The organism is Bacillus sp. JJ864, assembly GCF_036963045.1.
In the GTDB taxonomy this organism is placed as follows: Bacteria; Bacillota; Bacilli; order Bacillales; family Bacillaceae_G; genus Bacillus_A; species Bacillus_A pseudomycoides_C.
The window spans coordinates 1-3,053 of record NZ_JBALLY010000215.1; the positions used below are offsets into that span (position 1 = coordinate 1).

General features: G+C 34.9%; 3 protein-coding genes. 1 reads left to right on the top strand and 2 read right to left on the bottom strand.

Annotated elements, in window-relative coordinates:
* Positions 1-228: 228 nt before the first annotated feature.
* Complete coding sequence (locus V7024_RS23205) at positions 229-1,074, bottom strand: LysR family transcriptional regulator (protein WP_335524372.1); 846 nt, start codon at positions 1,072-1,074, stop codon at positions 229-231.
* 110 nt (positions 1,075-1,184) lie between these two features.
* On the opposite strand from V7024_RS23205, the gene V7024_RS23210 reads away from it, so the two are divergent.
* Complete coding sequence (locus tag V7024_RS23210; protein ID WP_335524373.1) at positions 1,185-2,498, top strand: MFS transporter; 1,314 nt, start codon at positions 1,185-1,187, stop codon at positions 2,496-2,498.
* Positions 2,499-2,661: 163 nt separating this feature from the next.
* Here V7024_RS23210 and V7024_RS23215 read toward each other — a convergent pair whose 3' ends face one another.
* On the bottom strand, positions 2,662-3,024 hold the full coding sequence (locus V7024_RS23215) for an MmcQ/YjbR family DNA-binding protein (protein ID WP_335524374.1): 363 nt from the start codon (positions 3,022-3,024) through the stop codon (positions 2,662-2,664).
* Between the last annotated feature and the right edge of the window lie 29 nt (positions 3,025-3,053).

The window sequence follows — 3,053 nt, forward strand, 5'->3', positions numbered from 1 at the left end:
TCTTCATGATCATGAAGAAAACAGTTATTGTAAGTTGCTACTGACTGTATACTAAATTTCAATACAATTTCCCGTATCTCTAGTACAGTAAATTATTTTATTTTTTTAACGAAAACGACCATTTACGATGAAGTTTATAATTTTGTTCATAGACAACCTTAAGAAGCTCTACACTATATGCCTCCGCTAAACCAATCCTAAATAACCGGAATTAGCCTACACAACAATTTATTCTATCATCTCAACAAATTTCTGAAGAGCAGCCGAAAAAAGTACATCTTTCCTCATAATAAAATAAGTTGGTACATTGGAATATTTCTTAGGTAAATCAGTTATAGTTAAAGGCTGCTCATGGTCTTTCAAAATTGATTTGACCATGATGGCTATGCCCATTCCCGCCTTTACACAGCCAATAATTGCTTCAATTGTACCGAATTCTAATACACGCTTTGGATAAATGCCTTCTTCTTGTTGCCACTTTTCTATCATGTTCCGATAGTGACAACCGTTCCCAAAGGCTAACATAGTGACTTTATCAAGTTCTTGGAAAGTATGTAAAGGTTGGTGACTAATAATCGTTAGTTCTTCTTCACAAAAGAGAATAGAAGTTAAGTCTGGGTGATGAACATCCTCAACAATGAATGCCCCTTCTAGTTTTCGTTCGAGCACAAGTTGAGTTAACTCAGTGCTTGTATGGGTTTCTAACACTAATTCAACCTCAGGATAATTTTCATAATAGCTTTTCAGAAGTGGAGGTAATCGGACTGCAGCTGTAGAGTTGGTAGATCCAATCTTCAGCGTACCAAGAGGTTTCGAATGATTACTTTGTACCAATCTGATTGATTGCTCGGTTAAATCTAGAATCTTCCTAGCATACGTTAACAAAATCTCGCCATTAGAATTTAAAGTAACTCCCTTTCCGTTACGGTAAAATAAAGGGACTCCCAGCTCATCTTCTAGCTGTTTTATTTTCATCGTTACATTTGATTGAACATAGTTTAGTGACTTCGCTGCTTTTGATATACTTCCTTCTTCAGCAACCTTTTTAAATACCGTCAAATCTTTAATATCCACATAACTCACCTCTTAAGATATCATTTTTTTTGATATTTTTTATCTTTATTATTCATTTTACATGATATCTCGATATTCATACAATAAGAGCAAGAGGGGGTTATGTTAAAATGCAGACTAAAAATGATTCCACTAGCTCTTACAAATGGGTTATTTTATTGATTGCAACTATTTCACAAACATTTGCTACGTTTGTTACATACGGGATTGGTCCTTTAGCTTCATTATGGCAACATGTGCATCACTTATCTCAGTTTCAAGCAGGGTTACTTGTATCAGCTGTAAATATTGGACCTATCTTCTCGATGCTATTTTTTGGAAACTTAATGGATCGATATGGAGAAAGATGGATTGTAGGTGTAGGTTCTATCTTACTTGGAGCAAGTATGTTGTTTGCCTATCCAGTCACCAATTACACATATCTAATTGTTATTTTATTATTTGTAGGAGTATGGTATGGAACGGCTCAACTTGGAGGTAGTAAGGCTATTGTAAAGTGGTTTCCTCCTCAGCGCAGAGGACTTGCCATGGGCATTCGCCAAACTGGAATTCCGATTGGAGGCGCTTTAGCTTCTAGTACGCTCCCTTTCTTTTTTTATCAATACGGGCTACCTTCCGTCATCCTTGTGCAAGCGATTGCATCTATTAGTGGAGGCTTATTGTTCATCCTATTTTATCGTGAGGAGCATTCCCCCGTTCAAAAAACGGAAACAGTGCCATTCCTTACAAAGTTAAAGAAAGTACAAAGGAACCATTCTCTCTATCCTATCTTTTTAATTGGAATAACAATGATTTCTTTACAAATGGTGCTCGTTGCCCATTTAATGAGTTATTTTACAAGTGAAGTTCATACAAATCTTCATCATGCTGGAACATTATTAAGTGTAGTATTGTTAGGTGGAATGATTGGGAGGATCCTTTTAGCCTGGGCTAGTGATACTGTATGTAAAGGAAATCGTGTCGTTCCATTGCAAATAACTATCGGTATCACTGTCTTATTGCTTCTTTGTATGAGCTATTTCATATCTTATATAACTTTTGGATCACTTATAATCTTATGCTTCTTTCTTGGTTTCTTTGCTATCGGGTGGTTTAGTTTATTTATCATTTTAGTTTCAGAAAAATCAGATCCGCAATTTATTGATTTAACTGTGAGTTTTGCTTTAACATTAAATCAATTCGCTATTGTTCTTGCGCCTACGTTATTTGGTATACTTGTTGACTATCTGCATAGTTATACCGCTCCGTTTAGTATCCTAGCTCTTCTCATTGCTTTGAGTGGAATATGGTTAACCATTACCGAATATCGTAACAAACAATTGCGTATTCAAAATTTTTTATCAGTTAAACAAATTTTGAAGATAATTTATCATTCGAAACTAACAATAAGCCCATTTAAAAATGAACTGTACCCTAAAGCTTAAACTCTTTTAGTGTCCGCAATTCGGGGTACAGTTCAGATACTTGAATTTTTGTCTTTTTAATTATGATATATTTTCTAAGAATTCATTTAAAGATGCAAACATTATTTCAGGTTCCCAATCGCCTTCATTTTTCCCTGTTAAAGAATTCCCTTCTTCATCTACACTATTCCCTACTACCAATTTCTTTTTGAATCTTTTTAGGTAACTTTTGAAGGACTAGCTCATAAGAATGAATAATTAACTTCTCCCATAACTCTTTAGGAATACCAGCATCTAAATAAATGGAATTCCAATGCACTTTATTCATGTAATACCCAGGAATAATTCCTTCGTATGTTTCCCTTAAGTATTCAGCACGCTCAGGATCACATTTCAATGATAGTATAGGTTTGCCCACTGAATCGCCGCCAAACATAGCAAACATTTTACCTCCCACTTGATAACGATCTGCTTGCCATTCTATTTTGTAATCATGAATTGCTCCAGGCTGATTTCGACAATAATCTTCTAATATATGTTTCTCCATAACTAGACTCCTTATATATAATTACAACT

Coding starts and splice junctions, on each gene's coding strand:
- V7024_RS23210 (WP_335524373.1), top strand. CDS start 1,185: ATGCAGACTAAAAATGATTCCACTAGCTCTTACAAATGGGTTATTTTA.
- V7024_RS23215 (WP_335524374.1), bottom strand. CDS start 3,024: ATGGAGAAACATATATTAGAAGATTATTGTCGAAATCAGCCTGGAGCA.